The sequence below is a fragment of the Dorea acetigenes genome (assembly GCF_025567385.1).
GTDB lineage: Bacteria > Bacillota > Clostridia > Lachnospirales > Lachnospiraceae > Claveliimonas > Claveliimonas acetigenes.
The window spans coordinates 140,080-159,277 of record NZ_JAOQJU010000001.1 but is presented as its reverse complement, the minus strand read 5'-3'; the positions used below and the strand labels follow the sequence as shown (position 1 = coordinate 159,277).

The following is a 19,198-nucleotide window of genomic DNA, read 5'->3' as shown; positions in this document are numbered from 1 at the left end:
TAATAAATTAGTATTGGAAATAATAAATTCTATTATTTCCAATACTATCATTTTAGACTTCCAGAGCAATTACACAAGGTAAATCCTTTTTTATATCTCGCAGCAAAGAATATCCCATGCCACATAGTCCTGTCATAAATCCTTGCAATTTATATCCATATAGATACGCATTATCGCAATCAAATACACCATTACATACATTCTCAGCAATAATATCACGAATATCTACATAATATTTTTCTATCTTTTTATCTGAATGGTCTTTTAAATATTCAAATAAAATTTCTGTATTACCTAAATTACCATGACATAGACAATTGTTTCCTAAAATTCCCTCTTTTAATATTGTATTCACTGCTACTTTTATATCATTTTCTATCAAATCCGAATACCGCCCATTCAATATGACATTTACTTTAGATCGGCTAAGCAATATGCCTGCAGCGCCATGACACCAAGCAACGGTAAAACTTCCTCCATCAGATGCTTTTTCTCCTGCATATACCCTTTCGTCTTTCCAATTTCCTTTTTCTTTCACAAATAAAGAATTTTCAAATTTAATGCCATCGAGCAGTGATAATAAATACTCCTCTTTCTGAGTTACCTGCCATAGTTTTGCCAGTGCTAAAACTATTCCAGATGCTCCATGTGAAAATCCCGCTAACGGCGAAGTTCTTCCATCTCCATTCCATCCGCCTTTAATAGAGCCTTCCTTTTCCTGAGCATTTACTATTATATCTCCTGCTATTTCTGCCGAAGCGATATACTCTTTATTTCCAGTTAGCTGATACATATTGATCAATGTAATAACTGCGCCTGCATTACCATAGACCAGATCAAAACTGTTATCTCTGGTAATCGCTTTCTTTAATATTTTATAGTGCTTTTTTGCATAATCCAAATATTTTTCTTTATTTGTAATTTTATACAGTACCTCATAAGTGTACATTATAGACGCTTCTCCACCAAAGGCGCCACTGCTTTCATTTTCTATTCCCTCATTTCGTTCACACATCTCATCTGTGTATGTAAATAATTCCTTTTCAATCGCATTGCATATAATAAGGTACTCCTTTTGGGGATCAACAGCATACAATGCGTTAAAGAAAATTGCTAGCCCAGACATTCCTTCATATAAATAGGTACCAAGTGGTCTTATATCCCATGAGCAGTCATCTTCATTTCCTATTAGAGTAACACCAATCCAATTAACTTCTGTTCTATCTTTATTAAAAACAGCAGTTTTTATAAGAGAATCAGCCAATTTCTGAACAGCTTTTAACAGATGAGCCTTATTTTTTTCTCTGTGCGGAATCATTTTCATTTGTTGAAGCTCTATCTTTTTATCCTCAACCTGAAATTCGTTTATCTCTGTCAGAATAATATTCATGAACATTAATTGCCTTTTTAAATCATCTTCATCTAACAATACTATCTTTTTCTTTAAGTGTTCCAAACTGGTATATTCAAAATAGTCTTCGATTTTCTCACCTTCTGATCCGAAAAGAGATTTACCTGATGTATTGAGATAAAAATATGGAATGTCCATGTTTAACATGTCTTTTATCTCACATTTCACAACACCTTTATCTCCTTGTGTAGCTTCATACTGTTTAAATAAACTACACAAAAACATTTGTCTATCTCTTCCATCTTGCATAAAATCCGGATGAAAAGATGTGTGTAATAACATAGAATATCTTTGGGTATCCTGAACTAAATGGCGAATATTTAAATTACCAAACATGTCGGCATATTCAAGAAACTTTTCTTTGTTCTCCAAAACATATTTATACGCATCTTCAAATCCTGCATTTATTTCTTTTAGATAATGAAATGCTGATACATTTTCTCCATCTAATTTAACAAGATTTTGATTTACTCCAGTTGTAGGATGTTCATATACAAATCTCATATTTGAAGTACATAAATCCGCTATTTTAGGAATAACTATAGGATATTCCTTTCCCTCACTACCTTTAATTGCACTCATATCTACGCCTTGGCCCAAATTTGAAAACCTATAGTGTGGCAATAAACCTGAGTATAATACTGACTCATGAAGGATATAATTTATTTCCTCCTTTGCAGAATTTGTTCTCCCTCTTCTACGGTTGTCTAGTATAGTTTCTGCATCTATAATAATTGGATATTCTCCTGCGGCAATCACATTTTCTTCATGTAAATCATTTGTATTAAGAATATAACTACCGAAAATCAATATTCCAAATCTATAAAAATACCGTCTGATTTCATCCTCTGTTTTACAACTTTTATAATATACAAATTCCTCCCAACCATACTCCTGACAATCTAATATTTTTGGTTCATACATCTCATATTTACAACCAGCATTTATCTTTCCCAGAAAATCGAAATACACTTTTTCAATTTTTAATGAACGTGGTTTATACACAATTTTAGTGCCATTATCCAACTTAAGAATACTTACCCTATTCCCTTTTTTATGAGAATCCGAGATATTAGAACTTATTTCAACTACATTTTTAAATTCTAAACCTCCACAAAATTTATTCGCAATTTCATTTTTATCTTTATTAAGTCTTTCTAATAAAAGTACATAATAAGAAGATAAGTTTTCTACGGTTTCTGTAACTGAACGTAGTAAACATGGATATATATTGAAAATCTCCTGTTTATACGATTTCTTACTTAAAAAATTATTATTATAATAATCGTATTCTTCCTCTGAATTTCTTCCATTCAGTTTTCCCGTCTTCTTACAAAGATACATTTCAAACATTAATATTCCAAGACTGATCTTCCCTAATCTCTCTAATAAGGTATTTGCGTATGTATCTATAATAGAATCCGTCAAAAAAAGACTTGTTCCATTTTTTAATATGTCTATTCCGTAATTGATTAAAGGTATAAAAAAATTATCAAATGCCAATTTTTCTCCTTTGAATCCGGAATAGTTATAATTGATTGGTTTTTCAAATAATTCTATTTTTACCTTTTCCATTTCTGACATCACGTGATTGTTTTCACATACATAATTTTCAGAATTTAAAACTTTTACTAAATCAATACCATAACATTTCTCAGCAACTCTTAATGTATCTTCTCCTAAAATCTTTTTCCAATATTCAAATATATCTTTTTTATTTTCTGCTTCTGATGTTGTATAACTTCTTTCTGTAAAATATGATGCTCTCTCAGTATTCATGTTCTTAAACACCCCATTCTGCTTTCCATTTCAACTCACAATTCGTATCTGTACTGCACAAACTTCAATTAACGCTTACCCTCTTTATCAACACCTGTGTTTATTTCTTAGGGCAGCAAGGTTTCAGCAAAGTACCAAAATAGCATTCTGCTGTACTTGTACATAAAACTCCGCCGGAATTTCTGGTTTCACCAGCTCCTGCTACAAATTTGTTTAAATCTGCTTCCTGCAGCTCCATCATAACGTTACCAGCTGGATTGCTAAAGTTTTCTTCTCTTGTAATAGGATTTCTCATTTCACTCATAATTATTTCTCCTTTCATAAATCAATTTTGTACAGTACAGATACTAATTCTAAATTGAAATGGTTGAATTATTTTCTTCTGTTCCTTACATTTTAGATAATACACCTTTTATTTCTTGAAATTTTATTCATGTAATAAAATCGACTGTCTATGTAATTTTTGTTAGAATATTAATAGTTTTATTTTTTCACATCTTCCATATAAAAATATTACTGTCTACCAACGTAACCGTTCAAAACAAAAATCTTTTCTACAATGTCAAAAGCGGATATGCGCTAAATCGCATATCCGCTCCAAATTCTTTCAAACCGCAAATAATATTTCCCTATATATTCTCTGCAACTCTCATAATATTCAATTATCCCACCATATTTTTCGATATTTGCTAGGTGTCCTCCCATACTTCTGCTGAAACGCCTGGTTAAACGTCCTTTGGCTTTCAAATCCGAATTCAAGATAAATATCCATAATCCTTTTATCTGTATTTTCCAGCAGATTGGAATAATAATGATGTAATATTCATCACCAAAAATGATTATCAAATTTCAACAAAAAGATGTAAATAATATCAAATACACCGTCTACCTTTTACCTCAATTTTTTTAATCAATCTTATTTCCGCTTACCAACATTTTCTTTTTTTAAAATTTTAGAAGTTTTTACAAGTGCTTCTATTAAAGTTAAACCTGTCAGAATTACAGCAACCCCCATCATAAATAATGTCCATGCTTTGCCCTTATCAAAGGTTACCAAAATAGCTATCACAGCTACAGGCATGTTTATATATCCTAAACTTGTTGCCCATTGAATAAAAAAGTTCGGCCAAAACTTTTTCTCTTCTTCCACTTCATTCACTGTTTTCACTTTTTTGGCGAAATAAAGCATACAGACTATAGATACAGCTATCAGTATTATTTTCCATACACAATTAACTTTCGTTTCCTCTGGTGGAAAAAAGGTATCTATCATGATAACTGCTATTCCAATGATAAATGCTATTTCACTATACAATCCTGAATAAGCGGAATCTTTCATGTCATTTACTTTTTTCTCTAAAGCAGTAATTACAGATTGGTGATACTGTTTTGCACTTTTCTTATTTCCGTTCATGTAATAAATCCTCCATTAATAATAACATACTATTTCATCTCAATTATATCTCCCAAAAACTATAACTTTTTCAACCGATACCCCACATTGACCAACGTTTCGATAATATCATGTCCCATCTTTTTTCTTATCTTCCATATCACATATTCTACTGTTCTGTATGGTATCTGATCATCATGATAATGAATACCCCATACAGAATGATAAATAGTTGTCTTTGGCATTACCCAGTTTGGCTTTAAAGCCAGTAGATATAAAACTTCAAATTCCCTGGGTGTCAGGTCTATCTCCTTTCCTTCGTAGATAACCTGATAGGACATTGGATTTAACTGTAATTTCCCGTTGCCCAACACTACATTCTCTTTATATTCTGGAAAAACATACTTCATGTGTATGTCTCCTCTTGATTTGTAAATTCAACTTTTCTCATTCCAGAAAGAAATACTGGACGAAAACTCCTCGCCCAGCACTTCTTCAATTATCAGTTATTTTAATGCACTCTCTATATCCTCCGCTGCTTTTTCTATAATTTGAAGATACTCTTGGAGCTTTTCAGACTGGATATTTTTTTCTGCAAGTGAATTGATTAGAAAGCAACTTGTTTTTATGCAGCTTAGCGGATTTCGGATATTGCTCTGCAGTTCCGCCCGCATAGTACGATAATCATTTTCTATATCCAGTGTCATTGTTACTGCCCTCTCACAAATATCCAGCAGTTGATTGATACACTCTGCCAACTCTTGCACCGGATCATTCAAATACCTGCACCTAACTCTTTGTTCCAAACATTGTTCAGAAAGAATATCGTTCAAATCATTTAACAGCAGTCTACATTCTCTATCACGTTCCATTTCTACAGCTCCATTCATGCACGAAAATCAATAATAGAAAATTCCTTTTTCTCCGGTCGGTATTTGTATATAAAATCATAAGCGCCATAATTTTCGTCTAAATCTTCACTTATGTAAAGAGCAGATATTCCCAAACTTTTTGCTGCATGATAAGTAAGTATTGCAAGTTCTGCCTTGCTCTGCTCTTGCATTCTTTTGAATAAATCGAATATCACAACAACCTTCCTGCCTCCGGAAAAGGCACGCGCACAGATACATCTCATTTCTTCTCTATGATTAAGATCCGAAGGATATTTTTGTAATAAGTACCCTATGTCAAAAGCCTTAACCAATTCCTCTATATTGGTTTTATCTCCGTCTAACAGACTTGGCATAGAAATATTTTCTTCAATCGTCATAAATTCAATCAGCGGAAACTCTTCTGCCGCTATCCCAAACAAGCGCCTGTTTAAAAGAGAACGACTATTTTCGTCCAAATCAAGCCAGTCTTTATTACATACAAATATCTCATCTGTTTTCGGTTTTCTATATCCGCAAAAGATTTCAAAAAGTATCCGTCCAAAATTTTCCCCACACATAAAAAAGCAAACTTCTTTGGAATTTACCTCAATGTTTAAATTTTGTATATAGGCTTCCTCGTCTGTCATATTTTCAACTAGAAGTGGATACATAGTTTCTCTCCCTCACATTAAAAGGCACTAGATAACAGAAAATTTTATTCTTACCTAGTGCCTTTTTCTAAACTGCCTTTGCCTGCATTTGCAAGTTTTACCACCAACCAGTTACTACTGCTGTACAGTTATTGTATCCACTCTCCATACAATCTTGTAAACAATCATCAGGATCACAGTACTGTACTTCGATTTCAAACATTTCTTCCTGTACTACTTTTTCTAATTCCTTCATAATAACCTCCTTTTCTACAAAGCGATGGGCAGATACCTGCCCACCGCCCTGTCCAAAACTACATAGGAACAATCGCAATTACAATAATACTTAAAATTGCGCCTCCCGCACTTGCCGCAGGGACAAAGTCTGTCAACATAGCCTCGTCTAATGATGTTCCGTTTAACATTGATAATGGTTCAAACATGTCACATCCTCCTTTCTACAAGCGTTTTATAGGAACTTCCTATGGATTAAAAGTAAGCGATGAATAATCCACCGGTTTTTCAGTATCCAAAATTTATGAGATAATCCCTCTAAGGAGTGGTATCTCTATAACTTTTCCAGTTTTTTGCACTTAGGACCATTTCACTTCAGTTCTTCTGGTACCTGTGCTAATCTCACTCCAAATAAAAAACAGGAGTTGAATTTTTATGCCTAAAAAAAATCCAAGACGTACAGATAAAGAATGGTTGGATCTGATCCAGGAATGCCGGTCCAGTGGTCTTTCTGATAAATGCTGGTGTCAGGAACATCATATCCATACAAGCAACTTTTATTACCAGATACGAAGACTTCGACAAAAAGCCTGTGAGATACCGGAACCAGTCCATTCTTCTTTTTCAGGAAAACAGGAAGTTGTACCGCTTTCTTTTGAGGAACCGGCAGTCTGCCCATCCTCAGTGCAGCTCAAAACGGATACCATTCCAGACTCTGTTATAAAGATCACTTATCACAGTTTCCAGATTGAGATCACCAACGCAGCAGACCGTGAGACCATATTTCATACGTTATCAGCGCTGCAGGATTTATGTTAGGTGATCTGTCCGGTGTGTCTAAGATCTTCGTTATCACCGGACGTACAGATATGCGAAAAAGTTTCGACGGGCTTATGGCTATCATACGCGATACTTATGAACTCGATCCGTATGCAAATGCAGTTTATCTTTTCTGTGGAAGGGATAGCCGTAAACTTAAGGCACTCCATTTTGATAAGGATGGTTTTGTGCTGCTCCAGAAAAGGCTTGACGGAAACGGCAGGTTCCAGTGGCCGCGGAATGCTTCGGAAGCCCGTCTTTTGACGCGTCAGGAATTCCGGTGGCTTATGGAAGGTCTTTCCATCGATCAGCCCAAAGCAATCAAAGGCACAGGCAGAAAAAAAGATTTCTGATCCTTTGTGCAAAACAGAGAATTTTAAATTTTCTATATCCGTGACAGCAGGCAGCCGCCAGACACTTATCCACTGCTTTCTTTTTTCCTTTCGAATGCGATGTGGATGAGACTCAAAAAAACATCTGTTTTAAAACAGCAGGTGGATATCTTTCCTAAAAGAATGAGCATACAGGCATATCTTTCATTTTTTTAGGAAAGATATCCACAACTGAGGTACCGTCAGATTGACAGTACCATCTGTCCCGTCTGTTTGCCATATCCCCGTACTTCTTTTATAATAGGGATAAGAAAACAAAGGACGGAAATGCCATGCCTCATGATACAGAAGATATGATCCAGCTTTTATTAAACACGAATAAAGAACAGGAACAGACCATTGTGGATCTCAGAGCTACCATAAAAGAGCTCCGCAGCACTATTGCGAACCTGAACGAGACGATAGATGAACTGAAAAGGAAGATCTTTGGAACATCCAGCGAAAAGACCAGGCGTCCTGATCAGGAGGAAGGAATCCAGGAGGAAGAAACGGTGACCGTTGTAAAAGAACATACACGGACCAGAAGAAAAAAGTCTGTTCGTGCAGATCTGTATGAGGCCCTTCCCATAAAAGAGATCTCCTGCGATGTTCCCCCGGAAGAAAGGATCTGTCCGGACTGTGGTTCCCCGATGGAACACCTGGGGTATAAGTTTGTCCGGGAAGAACTGCGTATCACTCCGGCAAAAGTGGTAAGGGTCCATTACATGCAGGAAACCCTTATGTGTCCTGTATGTCGGCAGGAGGATGAAACAATGATCGTAGAGGCAAAAACACCGACACCGCTTCTTGCCCATAGTCCCGCATCGCCGGATATGGTGGCAATGGTCATGTACCAGAAAAGCTTTCTGCACCTTCCCTTTTACCGTCAGTCAAAAGACTGGATGGAAAAAGGGGTGCCTGTCCCAAGAGAAACTGCAGCGCACTGGTACAATTACTGTTCATTGGAATATCTCTCTCCAGTCTATGAAGTAATGCATCAGGAACTGCTGGCAAGAGAGATCCTCCATGCAGACGAGGTACCCTGTCAGGTGCTTCATGAAGAGGGAAAAACTGCCACTTCAAAATCCTATATGTGGATCTACCTGAGCGGGACTGATGGAAAACCACCGATCATCCTGTATGATTACAGACCCGGACGGAGCGGGGATTATCCGATAGAATTTCTCCATGGTTTCACTGGGATGCTCCAGTGTGATGGGTATAGTGCATACGGCAGGATCGAAGATGTTGTCCTGGTCTGCTGTCTTGCCCACTGCAGGCGTAAGTTCTTTGAAGCAGTCCCAAAAGCACGTCAGAAAAAGCTGAAACTTCTGGACATTAATTCTGAACAGGAACTTGCAGAACCTCCGCAGGGAACTGCAGAAGACAGTTCCCTGCTCCCTGCCGAAAAAGGAGTTGCATTCTGTAACCGTCTTTTCTATATGGAACGTCTCTACAAAGAACTTCCACAGGAAGAACGAAAACAGAAACGCCAGGAAACAGAACCTGCCATCTGGAATGAATTCTGGACATGGTTGGAAACCCTGGAGCCTGCTGGCGGGAGTAAGCTTGAAAAAGCGGTAAACTATGCCTTTAATCATAAAGAGACCCTTATGAATTATCTACTGGATGGAAGATGCGAGATCTCTAATAATGCAGCGGAACGTCGGGCAAAAACCTATGTGACGGGGCGTAAAAACTTTCTGTTTCATGATACTGCTGATGGAGCAACGGCAAGTGCCATTGTATTGAGTCTCATAGAAACAGCGAAAGCCAATAACCTGAACATCTATCATTATCTCTACACCTTGCTGCTGTATATGCCGGACTATAAAAATGAGCCCGCAGGCATAAAACAGCTGCTGCCATGGAGTGACTTTATAAAAGAAAGATGTACCGGGATCATAGATATCGAAAAAGTAAGACCTGAAGAACGTGGGAACCTGAATATTTAAGGTTCCCAGGAAGTCGTGACCGGGTGATTATTCATCGCTTACGATTAAAAGATAACATTTTCTTTTGAAATTGATGTGCTATTGAAGTGAAAACCATGTGAAACTCTGGTTCTGTCAGAAATAATTTGATATGAGTTTTCATCTTTTAGAGAATATTAGTGCTTGATACAAAAACAGGTGATCCCAAGATTTTGAAATCACCTGCACCTTATGTATCCTTATTCTTTTTTATAAAATTCGTAGCATCTGAATATAATTCACATTTTCTTTTTCTGATAAACGTTCTCCGAATTTCCGGAATCTGTTTTTCTCGTTCTGATAGAAATTCAATAGCTCCGGCTTTTCCTCACACTCTAAGTACACAACGCCACCGCCAATTTCACGCTGTACATGTTTAAGAATGGTCAATACCGCTTCCATCATCTTTCCGCCATCTGGAACAGGTGCGTCTTTATGCTGATAATTTTTTCCAAACTGACCGATCAGAAAAGCAGAAAGAGCATATTCATCTGTCTTCTCATTTTTTTGTGCATACCGCTGTATCTTTTTTTGCAACGTAGAAGAAAGATTTTTTCCCCAGATTTGCACTGCTTTATGTGTGATTGCAAAAATTGCCAAAACCCTGCTATACTCATCTAACAAAAGATAAGTAATGGACATCTTCCGTTTTGCGAACTCTACCGCATTATTCCGGACAAAATTTTCTATTTCTTTATTCTTCGGACACGAAAAACCGGAGAGGACATCAACCACTGACTCCTCTCCTATAAGTTCTATATAATCTAAAATATTTACAACTGCATAATACATCTCTCTTAGTTCCTTTTCCTACCCAGGAATCTGCGTAATTCTTCTACACTATCTAATATTGGAATAGACGGTGCAGAAGGTTTCCATACTGGATCTTGACTGGACTTTTCAAGTGCATCTACAAATGCTTCTGCTTTTTTCGGATCTTCAATTACAACATTGGTAAGAATACTTGATGTAGCCATATAAAAGCACCTCCTCTTCTCTTATCATTCTCTTTGTTCTAAAAAGCGGTTTTATGCTGGCTGTCAGCCGCGACACCCTTCCGAATGTCTGAAATGTCGCCGGTATCATTCAGTCCCCGGTGCGGACTCACCGTATCTCCCTGGTGTGGGCGTAATACTCTTTCGAGTATAAAATAGTCCCAATATTTACCCTGCCTAGACGCAGTACAGCTTTTACGTGCCGCTACACGAAACCTTTTGGCTTAACTATATTATATGTGATATCCTAAGAAATATCAATGGTTTCCCCAAAATTTGTATCCTGTTATAGAAGGTTCATGGTCGTTTCCATAAACTTTTTCTATAATCTGTATCCAATACTATTTTATGAAAATCCAACATTGTGTGCTCTTGCATCAGTTTCTCACCCAATTTCACAAGAGGATTGGTTTCCCATTCCGGATCAATTCCTGTTTGATGAAAGTATCTTGCATAAGCAAATCCCTCCGCTACCGCATCTGAATTTTCAAATACTCCCACCATTGCATCTGTAAACTGTACAATGATTGAGTTTCCAAAAATACCCTGCAATTCTTCCGCATTCGCATCATCATATTTCTCTACATCAAAAAATAAAGAGAAATCATACGTATTCTCTTCTCCGTCTTCTGTTTCATAAGAAATGGTTCCAAAAATATCTCCCTTGCCAGACGGAAGTTCGATTGACTCTGAAAGCTCTAATTCATATTCAATACCATTGAATACTGTCGTTGCTTCAAACATTTGTGATATACAGGTACCTTCTTTTTCATAAATATCTTTTTGTAAAAAGGAAATAGGATTATACTCCATATTTTCCCATATCTGTTTTCCTTCCACTGTCCGTTTACACAAAGAATTTAAAAGCAGCATCATTGTTTCCTGATCTATTTCTTCATATACGTTCATAGGCAGCCTCCTTTTCTTTGGATTATCCACAAAAGTTCTGTAAGGGTTTATATTAATTTCTGGTTACAACATGATATTTAGTCAAATGACGTATGTGCGCGCCTTCTTAGTAGTTGCCAATATTATATGGCGTATCTTCCAAAAATTCAATCAGAATATAAAAACTTTTACTCACACTATCCTGCCTTTACATCTTTTTTAGTCTATACCCTACATTGATCAATGTTTCTATAATATCATGCCCCATCTTTTTTCGTATCTTCCATACTACGTGTTCCACTGTTTTGTACGGAATCTGATCATCATAATAATTACTCCCCCAGACCGAACAATAGATATTCTTCTTTGGAATAACCCAATTTGGTCTTTGTGCTAAAAGATACAGAACTTCAAATTCCCTGGGAGCTAAACTGATTTCTTTTTCTTCATAAATAACAGTATATGACATGGAATCAAGTTGAAATTTACCATTTCCTAATACAATTTCAGATTTATATTCTGGAAAAACGGTTTGCATTCATTTTCACCTCCATTAGCGTCTACTAAATTGGATCATACTATTTTATGCTATTAACAATTTTCTTGATACTTTATACGTTATCCCAAATAATACATTTTTTGTTATTTAGATACAAACAATGGGCAAAGCATAATGTGCCCTACCCATTGTTCCAAATTTCCTATTGTGAGTATTCTAATACACTATCGCTCACACATTCCATTGTATACTGATAAAATTAAATTTGTTTCAAAATATGTATCTGAATATTCATAGTCCATATTGCCACAATATTTATTTGCTAGGTTTTCTAAAATCATCATGCCCATACCGAGATGCCCATTTTTAGTTGAAACCAACTTCCCTTCTTTAATTTTAGGTTTTGTACCTATTGTATTACACACCTTTATAACAATATATTCTTTAAATCTATGGATACGTAAAATGATTTTTTTACATTGAATACTGCTTTCTTCGCACGCTTCTACAGCATTATCTAACAAATTAGCAAATAAAGCTGTAATATCTGTTTTATCCATAAAATCAAAAGTAATATCTTGCATATTTACTTCAAATTCAATTCTTCTCTGTTCACATATCTGCATTTTGTTCCATATGATTGCACAAACTATTTTATCGCTACAATAAAATTGTGGTTGAATTTCTGTAATATTACTAATCAATTCCTTTTCGTAATCTGTTTTATCGTTTCCAGTCAGTTCACTCAAAACTTGTATATGTTTTTTGGTATCATGTAGTATCTGCTGCATTTGTTCATAATTATCTTGTAGACCTTCATAATACCTCTGCGTCATCTCTAATTGTTGTTCAACTAATTCTGCTCTTTTTTCCATTGTAGCCTTTTTGGATAACATCTTATACAAATAAAGAATTCCCGCATCAAGAATTACCACCCCAAAACTTACAATTAATAATTCTATATTATTTTTTTTCCCTATTTCGTGTTTGACGAAATAACCTAAAATACTAAATTCAAAAACCATAAGAAAAATCATATAGAAATGTAAAATTCTTGAAATAGTATTTATTTGACAGTGTTGCAAAATTTGTATTACTAACTTATATGTGCATAAAATAATAACTGCATTTCCTATACCTGATACCAAAAAATATTTAGGATTGGTTATAGTATTATATGTACTACTTTGTAACACTGTGGAGAAAATAACTGTTACCACTATATCCGCAATTGCCAAATAGATAATTATTATTCCAGAATTAATTAATATACTTTTATCATGTGCTATATACAAACTTTTGCTTAATCCGTATAACAAAAGTGTTGAAAACAAAACATTTAATATCGGAATTCCAAACCATGCTATTCCGACACTCAAAATCACATATATGACATATATTCCTGTAAATGTTAGTTTATTATAACTAAATTTTCTTTCATATAAAGATTCCATAACATCAAAAAAGACATATCCAGTTACTATACAGGAACACATAACCCCTATAAGCCGAAGCACGTCAAACACCTCCCATTTAAATTTTATCAAATGTTGATTGCAAGAAATCATTAAACTTTGCTTTAAATCCTACTGCACGTTTCTGTGCCAATGGGATAGTACCTCCGTTTTCCATAAGTATATCAAACCCTTTGATGCGTTTAATGTGTAGCATGTTTATGATAAAGCTCTTATGTGGCGATTCAAAATTATATTTATTAAATTTTTCATACAATTCTTTCAAACTGTACGTAGCTATGTACTCACCCTGTGATGTATTAATCAAAACTCGCCTTGACATATACTCAAAATAATATATATCATCTAATTCTAATGTCAAAACTCCTTTTTCTGTTGTAAATGCAAATTTCTGTTTTTCTATTGAATTATCTAAGTAATGTATAACTTCTTTTAGAACGTTAAAGATTCTATTTTCTCGCACTGGTTTTTCAACATAATCAAATGCATGTACTTTATAAGCACAACTTGCATATTTACTGTAATTTGTTACATAAACAATTTTACTATTTACATCCCAGTTTCTTAACTTCTTTGCAGTTTCTATTCCATTAAGCCCTGGCATATCTATATCTAAAAATATGACATCAAAACGAATATTTGCCTTTAATAATTTTAAACCACTTGTAAATTCAGCCACCCACACAGGTCTTCCGATATCGGCAAAATATTCTTTCACTATAGCAATCAGTTTGCTGCATATCTGTTTATCATCATCACAAATAGCTACTTTTATCATTTGTATCACCTCCGTTATCCAACGCAAGTATATTTATAATTTTATATCATACCTAAAAAAAGAGGATTTTTCACTATTTTTAATAAATAATATCTAGAAAATCACTTATGTTTTTTGTCTTCCTTTCCCAATCAGTAACATAATTGTTTCTATAACCCAAGCACATATAATTCCATTTATAATTTCCTTAAAAAATAGGGATAACAGACAAATTATCCCTTCTATAATTAAAGTTTTTATTGTTTTTTTCTTATATATTGTCAATTCCTCTCGACTTAACGGTCTATTTGAAGTTTCTTGTGGAGAAAAAGTACTAATAGCCCCTGCACAAATACCTAAAATAATATATATCACGAATAATTCTACATATTCAAGAATATAAAAAAGAAGTATGGAAAACGAAGTAACAATCCCTGTACAAGCATAGCATCCTTTCGAACTTTTTGCATGATATCCGCCGGCATACTTTCGTATACCGGCATATGCCACCAAGAACACTGCTGTACATATGAATTTTTTGCAAATCGTTCCCAATAATAAGATTGTAACTATATGAAATATTTTTTTTATTAACAACGTCAATCCATATTGGTATAATTCTGAATCTTGCTGATGTATAATATTGTTTTTAATGAGTATTTTTACAACTCTCTCAACCATCTTTTATTTTTTTCTTTTCTCAATTTATGTACGCATTGAGGCATTTTAGGCTGCCCATGAAAAAATACACAAGTTGTATTTGCACTTCTTTCAGCCTCCTTATATGACATCTTTGCAATAAATTCAGCGATACCTCTTTTTACATTCATTGATCCTTCCTCCGTTTCGTGTCTATTATATTATTACATATAAGATTATATTTTTCTTTTATCTTAAATGCAATAGCAATGGACAAACTACGAATTATCAGGTTAAACTACGATTAGGTTCTTATATAACCTTTAGAAGTCATTTATACTTGTGATGCTGATATGATAGGTGTGTTTGTATCTGCCAGAGGCTAACATCACCGCCAAGTTGTTTCTAGATTCTTCGAACTCACACTGAGAGTAGAAAATCCTGATAGATTTCTTACATTTCCAATGGAACAGAGCCAAGAGATCCTTTTATTCTTAATTCAGTAAGCTTCCGTAGGAATCATTCATCCGATATCAGTATCAATAGATTGACATATTTTTCCAAGATTTTAATATAGCTACCTGCTGTCCTTGCTATTTCCAGATCAATAAGCAGTTCTGAACGACAGACATATTTGGTGTTGCAATAATGTTTATAGGCTTCTACGTCAAAAGCATAGATCATATACGTTTTACTACAATCTGTGTTTGTACCAGTAATAAATTCGATATATACCAGCATACCAAACCTATCTTTTAATGGAACTTCTTTTAATTTTAGGTTAGCAAACTAGTTACACGAATGTTTTTAATAACTTTATAACTCAGTGATGTTATATAGAATAATATCTTTTACATACTGCTTCTAACAAGGGCTCCGGATATTTCTCGACAAGCACAGCATCGGTACTATTTGCATCCAATAGTTATGATATAGATAATTTTTTAGTACACTATAGCACACAATTAATCGTTTTCTTAGAAACACCGCAGCGCTCAACAATATTCTGTTGACTGAAATTTAGGCTTGATAGCCTGAGAATCTCACGATAATTGGTTTTCCCAAAAAAGGAATTTCCGTTTTCTCTGCATGAATAGTAAAGACACGGACACCAGAATACTCAGCAAATCATTTTTATTACTGTATATTGATTATGATATACAACATTAACCATAGTGATTTTATTTTTTCTCAATTTCTTATTTATTTTATTTATTAATTTTTGCGACAAACTCTTTTTTGTAAATATTCGTACAACATACCAATCTTTATATTTATGAATTCGTATATAAAAATGAAACACTTTACCATAAAAATATAAGTCATGAATTACTTGAATTAAGTATATTTCAACTCTTGCTATAGACTTTTTCTGTCCTTGTAAATTATTTTTATCATAAAACCACTCTATAATACATAATGGACATTTTTCTTTTATTTTTTTCTCTAAAAGTTGACTCCATTCAATACATTGATATTCCATCACATCTTCTCCTTTTCCATTTTATATCAATATACAACTTTAAGTTCTATTATTCAACGCTTAAAGATTATTTCTGAACACGGAAGCATAAAATATAATGATATGAAACATAGGAGGTGATACTGTATGCAAAAACCTGATAAAAGAGCAATTGGTGAACGGATTAGAAAACATCGCGAGGAACTCAACATGAGTAGAGAACAGCTTTCCGAAATAATGGGTATTACTTCAAAGTTTCTCAGTGATATTGAATTTGGTCTTCGGGGATTTTCAATTGAAAAACTTTTTTTATTTTCAGAATCTCTAAACCTTTCAACCGAATATATTCTGTTCGGCACAGGTCCTTCTATTAATGATCGTATTTTTTTACAAAGCATTAATAAATGCCCAGAAGAAAAGAAAGAATATCTCCTCTTAATACTCAATAAAATCATAGAATCTTATAATATAGATACTAAAACTGTATGAAATACTCAGCAGGATTATACCTCGATCTACCCCTTATGTGCTAGATTTTCATGTATCAAAACCGTATTCAACATACAAAAAGGGTGTTGCATTCTGCAACACCCTAAAACAATTTACTTATAAAATAATCAAGCACCATTTGCATTCGCAGTTAATGCTCCACCTGCTGTTCCACCCAGCGTTCCGAAGGCAATTGTACTACCTCCACCAACCAGACATCCTGCTGCACATCCTGCTGCGCATGATCCTGAACACAATGTGCCTGAACAGTTATCTACTGGCATTACTTCTCCCATATCGCATTTTCTCCTTTCGTTTTACTCAAAATCAGTCTTTCTTATTAAGCACCATTTGCATTTGCGGTTAATGCTCCGCCTGCTGTTCCACCCAGCGTTCCGAAGGCAATTGTACTACCTCCACCAACCAGACATCCTGCTGCACATCCTGCTGCGCATGTTCCTGAACACAATGTACCTGAACAGTTATCTACTGGCATTACTTCTCCCATATCGCATTTCCTCCTTTCGTTTTACTCAAAATCAGTCTTTCTTATTAAGCACCATTTGCATTTGCGGTTAATGCTCCGCCTGCTGTTCCACCTAGCGTTCCGAAGGCAATTGTACTACCTCCACCAACCAGACATCCTGCTGCACATCCTGCTGCGCATGATCCTGAGCACAATGTACCTGAACAGTTATCTACTGGCATTACTTCTCCCATATCACATTTCCTCCTTTCGTTTATTTATTATAAAGCTATAAAATAGCATTATAATCGTTTAATAGTCGAGGCTCAAATACTCTTTGTTCCAACCAACGAATTCCACATTTGAGATATCACTAGCTTTTTCTTCAATATTTGCCGGACAAAACATATTATGTACATTTGAACTTTCGTGAGACGCTAATTCAAACACACTACAGTCAGAACAAAAATATCTCATAGAACAATTCTTGCAATACACAACTTTATCTTTTGAATAAGTCCAATAAGAATAAAGGTCATCTTTACTTAGAATTTCATGCAGTGTATTGTCGGTTATATTTCCTAATGCTTTATGTATTCCCGGACACGGATTCACATTTCCAAATAAATCAATAGAAAAAACACCGTATAAGCATGGATTATAACTTTTTCTCAAATAAAATTCTCGCGGATTTCTATACTGAGATAACATCTTTTGATTCATTCCAATATGTGTCAATTTTTCTCTTTTTTCCATGTCCACAATATCAGCTATCATAGGAGTTATACCCAATTCTGTTTTAATATCCCTAATAATAGCCTCTGCATAATTCCGATTTTTGTCATATATCTGTAAAGTAACGGAATACGGTATATTATTCTTGTGTAGTACGCTGAATAGTTTTTCTTGTTTTCGTATAAACTCCTGCATTTCTTCACTCAAAAACTCAGAAAATCTACGTGTGGCAAAAACAACAATGTTTAATTTTATTTTTTCATATAAACTGGAAACTTTTAATATTTCATTTGCTTCAACACTTCCAGGCGTAGTAATTATCAAATTTATTCTACTGTTTTTTTTGCACTGTTCTATAAGTTTGTAAATAACTTCTGATTTGCAAAATGGCTCTCTTCCACCTAAAATCAATTCTTTTACACCAATCTCTTCAAGTTCACTTACTAATTTGTCGTATTTAATACTAGCCTCTTGATGATTTTGATTTCTAAAACAGCTCTGGCATCCCAGCCAATTTATATATTTTGATTTTCCACAAAAAGAGCATTTCAAATTACACTCATTGCTAATCTCTAAATAACATTTTACATATTGTGGAACTGGTTCAAGCATACCTTTTTTCTGAATTGGTGCATTAAAGCGAAACTTTTCTATATGAACTTCATTTTCAAAAAAATCTCCAAGTCCTTTTTGAGCCAACATCCCAAGAAAGTCCATACACACATTCTTGTGCTTTTCATATTCTTTTAAGGTATCCAGGTCCACATTATTTTCTAACCTTTTAATAAGCATTCCTGCTTCGCGATTAAGCATATAGATAAAGTTATTTTTCATATCATAAATACTATAATCTTTTTCTCCTGCAACCAAAAATGCAAATGCATTTAATCTGAAAAACATATATTATCCTCCCTATATAGTCAAGTCTTTTTCCTTGAAAATCAAGGATTTTTTAATCTTTCATCAATTAATATCTCAGAAGAAGGAGCCATAGGAATGGACATTTCTCTGTATCTGGTACGAAAATAGAGGATTTTGGGTACACGAAGTAAAACGTCTTGGTCTTTCGTTCTACATGGCCTTGTGTATACCCATCCATCTACGGTAGCGAACCTCCCATGTCTACCAGGATCATCAGTCTATGCCGAGTCCTAACTTCTCTCGTCCCGCCTGTCCATAACCAGGGTGTCAGCTCAGCTCCTAAACAGGGTCACGCCCTCTGGAAAATATTCCTGCCGACTACTGGCTCATTCTTTGTTTGTTGTATTACTGACTTCTTTCCTGCAACAGC

27 protein-coding genes are annotated in these 19,198 nt (G+C 34.7%); 4 read left to right on the top strand and 23 right to left on the bottom strand.

Features of this window, described 5'->3' with window-relative positions:
- Positions 1–52: 52 nt before the first annotated feature.
- The 9 genes from OCV99_RS00840 to OCV99_RS00800 form a co-directional block, all read right to left on the bottom strand.
- Positions 53–3,190, bottom strand: a complete 3,138-nt coding sequence (locus tag OCV99_RS00840; protein ID WP_055056068.1) for a type 2 lanthipeptide synthetase LanM family protein — start codon at positions 3,188–3,190, stop codon at positions 53–55.
- A gap of 100 nt (positions 3,191–3,290) precedes the next feature.
- Positions 3,291–3,494 carry a plantaricin C family lantibiotic gene (locus OCV99_RS00835; protein ID WP_055056069.1) on the bottom strand — a complete coding sequence of 68 codons (204 nt, stop codon included), beginning with the start codon at positions 3,492–3,494 and terminating at the stop codon, positions 3,291–3,293.
- Between the two features lie 354 nt (positions 3,495–3,848).
- Positions 3,849–4,013, bottom strand: a complete 165-nt coding sequence (locus OCV99_RS18175; RefSeq protein ID WP_081019425.1) for a helix-turn-helix domain-containing protein — start codon at positions 4,011–4,013, stop codon at positions 3,849–3,851.
- Between the two features lie 93 nt (positions 4,014–4,106).
- Positions 4,107–4,604 (bottom strand): hypothetical protein, encoded by a 498-nt coding sequence (locus OCV99_RS00825; RefSeq protein ID WP_055056070.1) that lies wholly within the window; start codon positions 4,602–4,604, stop codon positions 4,107–4,109.
- A gap of 59 nt (positions 4,605–4,663) precedes the next feature.
- Entirely contained in the window at positions 4,664–4,993 is a 330-nt protein-coding gene (locus tag OCV99_RS00820) for a winged helix-turn-helix domain-containing protein (protein WP_055056071.1), read from the bottom strand.
- Positions 4,994–5,089: 96 nt separating this feature from the next.
- Positions 5,090–5,455 (bottom strand): hypothetical protein, encoded by a 366-nt coding sequence (locus tag OCV99_RS00815; protein WP_128865981.1) that lies wholly within the window; start codon positions 5,453–5,455, stop codon positions 5,090–5,092.
- A gap of 14 nt (positions 5,456–5,469) precedes the next feature.
- Entirely contained in the window at positions 5,470–6,126 is a 657-nt protein-coding gene (locus tag OCV99_RS00810; RefSeq protein ID WP_055056073.1) for a P-loop NTPase family protein, read from the bottom strand.
- A gap of 97 nt (positions 6,127–6,223) precedes the next feature.
- Entirely contained in the window at positions 6,224–6,361 is a 138-nt protein-coding gene (locus OCV99_RS00805) for a hypothetical protein (RefSeq protein WP_155512665.1), read from the bottom strand.
- Positions 6,362–6,419: 58 nt separating this feature from the next.
- A complete protein-coding gene (locus OCV99_RS00800) occupies positions 6,420–6,548 on the bottom strand; it encodes a hypothetical protein (protein ID WP_257465767.1) in 129 nt (42 codons plus the stop codon).
- 226 nt (positions 6,549–6,774) lie between these two features.
- On the opposite strand from OCV99_RS00800, the gene tnpA reads away from it, so the two are divergent.
- From tnpA to tnpC, 3 genes are all read left to right on the top strand, one after another.
- Entirely contained in the window at positions 6,775–7,158 is a 384-nt protein-coding gene (gene tnpA, locus OCV99_RS00795) for an IS66 family insertion sequence element accessory protein TnpA (protein WP_055056074.1), read from the top strand.
- Entirely contained in the window at positions 7,152–7,511 is a 360-nt protein-coding gene (gene tnpB, locus OCV99_RS00790) for an IS66 family insertion sequence element accessory protein TnpB (protein WP_081019426.1), read from the top strand. The genes tnpA and tnpB overlap by 7 nt, the downstream gene beginning before the upstream one ends.
- Before the next feature lie 311 nt (positions 7,512–7,822).
- Positions 7,823–9,484 carry an IS66 family transposase gene (gene tnpC, locus OCV99_RS00785; protein WP_055056075.1) on the top strand — a complete coding sequence of 554 codons (1,662 nt, stop codon included), beginning with the start codon at positions 7,823–7,825 and terminating at the stop codon, positions 9,482–9,484.
- 228 nt (positions 9,485–9,712) lie between these two features.
- Here tnpC and OCV99_RS00780 read toward each other — a convergent pair whose 3' ends face one another.
- From OCV99_RS00780 to OCV99_RS00740, 10 genes are all read right to left on the bottom strand, one after another.
- Complete coding sequence (locus OCV99_RS00780) at positions 9,713–10,294, bottom strand: hypothetical protein (RefSeq protein ID WP_055056076.1); 582 nt, start codon at positions 10,292–10,294, stop codon at positions 9,713–9,715.
- 5 nt (positions 10,295–10,299) lie between these two features.
- Positions 10,300–10,479, bottom strand: a complete 180-nt coding sequence (locus OCV99_RS00775; protein WP_055056077.1) for a hypothetical protein — start codon at positions 10,477–10,479, stop codon at positions 10,300–10,302.
- 315 nt (positions 10,480–10,794) lie between these two features.
- Positions 10,795–11,406, bottom strand: coding sequence for a hypothetical protein (locus OCV99_RS00770; protein WP_055056078.1), 612 nt, complete (start codon positions 11,404–11,406; stop codon positions 10,795–10,797).
- Positions 11,407–11,593: 187 nt separating this feature from the next.
- Positions 11,594–11,923: a winged helix-turn-helix domain-containing protein gene (locus OCV99_RS00765; RefSeq protein ID WP_055056079.1), complete on the bottom strand. Its 330-nt coding sequence runs from the start codon at positions 11,921–11,923 to the stop codon at positions 11,594–11,596.
- Positions 11,924–12,108: 185 nt separating this feature from the next.
- Positions 12,109–13,401, bottom strand: a complete 1,293-nt coding sequence (locus OCV99_RS00760; RefSeq protein WP_055056080.1) for a sensor histidine kinase — start codon at positions 13,399–13,401, stop codon at positions 12,109–12,111.
- Positions 13,402–13,417: 16 nt separating this feature from the next.
- Positions 13,418–14,137, bottom strand: coding sequence for a LytR/AlgR family response regulator transcription factor (locus tag OCV99_RS00755; protein ID WP_055056081.1), 720 nt, complete (start codon positions 14,135–14,137; stop codon positions 13,418–13,420).
- A gap of 105 nt (positions 14,138–14,242) precedes the next feature.
- Positions 14,243–14,797, bottom strand: a complete 555-nt coding sequence (locus tag OCV99_RS00750; RefSeq protein ID WP_055056082.1) for an accessory gene regulator ArgB-like protein — start codon at positions 14,795–14,797, stop codon at positions 14,243–14,245.
- Complete coding sequence (locus OCV99_RS00745; RefSeq protein WP_081019427.1) at positions 14,779–14,946, bottom strand: cyclic lactone autoinducer peptide; 168 nt, start codon at positions 14,944–14,946, stop codon at positions 14,779–14,781. Before OCV99_RS00745 ends, OCV99_RS00750 begins: the two co-directional genes overlap by 19 nt.
- A 328-nt stretch (positions 14,947–15,274) precedes the next feature.
- Positions 15,275–15,496: an ATP-binding protein gene (locus tag OCV99_RS18330; RefSeq protein ID WP_055056083.1), complete on the bottom strand. Its 222-nt coding sequence runs from the start codon at positions 15,494–15,496 to the stop codon at positions 15,275–15,277.
- 379 nt (positions 15,497–15,875) lie between these two features.
- Positions 15,876–16,238, bottom strand: a complete 363-nt coding sequence (locus OCV99_RS00740; RefSeq protein ID WP_055056084.1) for a hypothetical protein — start codon at positions 16,236–16,238, stop codon at positions 15,876–15,878.
- A gap of 126 nt (positions 16,239–16,364) precedes the next feature.
- Here OCV99_RS00740 and OCV99_RS00735 point away from each other — a divergent pair, with 126 nt between their 5' ends.
- Positions 16,365–16,706, top strand: a complete 342-nt coding sequence (locus OCV99_RS00735; protein ID WP_055056085.1) for a helix-turn-helix domain-containing protein — start codon at positions 16,365–16,367, stop codon at positions 16,704–16,706.
- Positions 16,707–16,834: 128 nt separating this feature from the next.
- On the opposite strand, the gene OCV99_RS00730 is transcribed toward OCV99_RS00735, so the two are convergent.
- The 4 genes from OCV99_RS00730 to OCV99_RS00715 are packed head-to-tail and all read right to left on the bottom strand — an operon-like array spanning position 16,835 to position 18,807.
- A complete protein-coding gene (locus tag OCV99_RS00730; protein WP_155512666.1) occupies positions 16,835–17,002 on the bottom strand; it encodes a hypothetical protein in 168 nt (55 codons plus the stop codon).
- Positions 17,003–17,046: 44 nt separating this feature from the next.
- Positions 17,047–17,214 (bottom strand): hypothetical protein, encoded by a 168-nt coding sequence (locus tag OCV99_RS00725; protein ID WP_155512667.1) that lies wholly within the window; start codon positions 17,212–17,214, stop codon positions 17,047–17,049.
- A 44-nt stretch (positions 17,215–17,258) separates the two neighbouring features.
- Positions 17,259–17,426, bottom strand: a complete 168-nt coding sequence (locus OCV99_RS00720) for a hypothetical protein (RefSeq protein ID WP_155512666.1) — start codon at positions 17,424–17,426, stop codon at positions 17,259–17,261.
- Positions 17,427–17,484: 58 nt separating this feature from the next.
- Positions 17,485–18,807, bottom strand: a complete 1,323-nt coding sequence (locus tag OCV99_RS00715) for a radical SAM protein (protein WP_055056086.1) — start codon at positions 18,805–18,807, stop codon at positions 17,485–17,487.
- Between the last annotated feature and the right edge of the window lie 391 nt (positions 18,808–19,198).

Bases quoted from the DNA above. Each gene is read 5' to 3' on its own strand.
- OCV99_RS00720 (WP_155512666.1), bottom strand. From the start codon at position 17,426: ATGGGAGAAGTAATGCCAGTAGATAACTGTTCAGGTACATTGTGCTCA.
- OCV99_RS00815 (WP_128865981.1), bottom strand. From the start codon at position 5,455: ATGGAACGTGATAGAGAATGTAGACTGCTGTTAAATGATTTGAACGAT.
- OCV99_RS00840 (WP_055056068.1), bottom strand. From the start codon at position 3,190: ATGAATACTGAGAGAGCATCATATTTTACAGAAAGAAGTTATACAACA.
- OCV99_RS00725 (WP_155512667.1), bottom strand. From the start codon at position 17,214: ATGGGAGAAGTAATGCCAGTAGATAACTGTTCAGGTACATTGTGTTCA.
- OCV99_RS00745 (WP_081019427.1), bottom strand. From the start codon at position 14,946: ATGAATGTAAAAAGAGGTATCGCTGAATTTATTGCAAAGATGTCATAT.
- OCV99_RS00775 (WP_055056077.1), bottom strand. From the start codon at position 10,479: ATGGCTACATCAAGTATTCTTACCAATGTTGTAATTGAAGATCCGAAA.
- tnpC (WP_055056075.1), top strand. From the start codon at position 7,823: ATGCCTCATGATACAGAAGATATGATCCAGCTTTTATTAAACACGAAT.
- OCV99_RS00755 (WP_055056081.1), bottom strand. From the start codon at position 14,137: ATGATAAAAGTAGCTATTTGTGATGATGATAAACAGATATGCAGCAAA.
- OCV99_RS00820 (WP_055056071.1), bottom strand. From the start codon at position 4,993: ATGAAGTATGTTTTTCCAGAATATAAAGAGAATGTAGTGTTGGGCAAC.
- tnpB (WP_081019426.1), top strand. From the start codon at position 7,152: ATGTTAGGTGATCTGTCCGGTGTGTCTAAGATCTTCGTTATCACCGGA.
- OCV99_RS00800 (WP_257465767.1), bottom strand. From the start codon at position 6,548: ATGTTTGAACCATTATCAATGTTAAACGGAACATCATTAGACGAGGCT.
- OCV99_RS18330 (WP_055056083.1), bottom strand. From the start codon at position 15,496: ATGCTGGTATATATCGAATTTATTACTGGTACAAACACAGATTGTAGT.
- OCV99_RS00715 (WP_055056086.1), bottom strand. From the start codon at position 18,807: ATGTTTTTCAGATTAAATGCATTTGCATTTTTGGTTGCAGGAGAAAAA.
- OCV99_RS00780 (WP_055056076.1), bottom strand. From the start codon at position 10,294: ATGTATTATGCAGTTGTAAATATTTTAGATTATATAGAACTTATAGGA.
- OCV99_RS00770 (WP_055056078.1), bottom strand. From the start codon at position 11,406: ATGAACGTATATGAAGAAATAGATCAGGAAACAATGATGCTGCTTTTA.
- OCV99_RS00735 (WP_055056085.1), top strand. From the start codon at position 16,365: ATGCAAAAACCTGATAAAAGAGCAATTGGTGAACGGATTAGAAAACAT.
- OCV99_RS00805 (WP_155512665.1), bottom strand. From the start codon at position 6,361: ATGAAGGAATTAGAAAAAGTAGTACAGGAAGAAATGTTTGAAATCGAA.
- OCV99_RS00835 (WP_055056069.1), bottom strand. From the start codon at position 3,494: ATGAGTGAAATGAGAAATCCTATTACAAGAGAAGAAAACTTTAGCAAT.
- OCV99_RS00810 (WP_055056073.1), bottom strand. From the start codon at position 6,126: ATGTATCCACTTCTAGTTGAAAATATGACAGACGAGGAAGCCTATATA.
- OCV99_RS00825 (WP_055056070.1), bottom strand. From the start codon at position 4,604: ATGAACGGAAATAAGAAAAGTGCAAAACAGTATCACCAATCTGTAATT.
- tnpA (WP_055056074.1), top strand. From the start codon at position 6,775: ATGCCTAAAAAAAATCCAAGACGTACAGATAAAGAATGGTTGGATCTG.
- OCV99_RS00765 (WP_055056079.1), bottom strand. From the start codon at position 11,923: ATGCAAACCGTTTTTCCAGAATATAAATCTGAAATTGTATTAGGAAAT.
- OCV99_RS00730 (WP_155512666.1), bottom strand. From the start codon at position 17,002: ATGGGAGAAGTAATGCCAGTAGATAACTGTTCAGGCACATTGTGTTCA.
- OCV99_RS00740 (WP_055056084.1), bottom strand. From the start codon at position 16,238: ATGGAATATCAATGTATTGAATGGAGTCAACTTTTAGAGAAAAAAATA.
- OCV99_RS00750 (WP_055056082.1), bottom strand. From the start codon at position 14,797: ATGGTTGAGAGAGTTGTAAAAATACTCATTAAAAACAATATTATACAT.